Annotated in this window: 1 protein-coding gene; it reads right to left on the bottom strand. The window is 54.3% G+C overall.

Annotation, left to right across the window (positions count from 1 at the left end; all coding sequences use genetic code 11):
• Positions 1 to 121: 121 nt before the first annotated feature.
• Positions 122 to 858, bottom strand: a 737-nt coding sequence (locus tag AC1D0P_RS26210; protein WP_477679398.1) for an AraC family transcriptional regulator, incomplete at its 5' end; no start/stop codon positions are given.

Here is an 858-nt window from a genome sequence, read left to right as displayed (position 1 = left end):
CCGCAAGCGTTTATTTCCCCGCGTCTCTCGCATTTCAGAATGGGATCACATGATCGCCATCACAGGGTGATGAGTGCGCAATCTGCCTGCGCCGGAGGACTCGATTGTTGCATTGTCGCGATCAGTCGAGGGTATTGTCTTCTATGGAAACGTGTTTTGCGTGCGCGGCTCTCCTGTAAGCTGATGGACTTTTGCCGACCTGGCGCAAGAAAGTGCGGTTGAAATTGGATAGGTTGGTGTAGCCCACTTGATAGCAAATATCCGTGATCGCGGTGTCGGACTCGGACAGAAGCCGGCAAGCCCGTCCTATGCGAAGGCTTGATACGTAGTCGGTAAAACTGCGACCGGTATTCTTGCTGAAGAACCGGCTGAATGTGCTGGTCGACATATTGGCAACAGACGCGACGTCGGGAAGTTGAATTTTCTCAGTGAAATGGCCGTGGATATGGAGAATTGCCCGCTGCATCGTGTCCAGCGTTGCGGCGTCGACATTGGGTGAGAAATCAGGCGAGGATAGAACTTCGCATTCATCGGAATAGGCCAGCAATTCCAGGACTCGCAGGAAGCGGATCAACCGTTCCAATCCGGTGACACCGCCAATACTTTCGAGCAAATCAGCCGCTCGCTGCGCTGTCGCGCCGCAGAATCTCAGTCCTCGCTGAGCACTGATAAGCAGCCTGCTGAGATACTTGATCTCGGGAAGGTGGCACCCGGCTTGTTGCAGCCTGTCTGGATCGAATTGGACGACAAGATCCCGGGCTATGATCTTGTCGCCTTTGTCGATATGCGAAACCCAATCGTGAGGCAGGTTGCTGCCGATCACGGTCAGGTCGCCAGGTCCGAAATCGCCGATATAGT

The organism is Polaromonas sp. P1_G2 (genome assembly GCF_056405515.1).
Note: the sequence above shows the minus strand (reverse complement) of the source record. Positions and strands in the feature narration are given on the sequence as shown.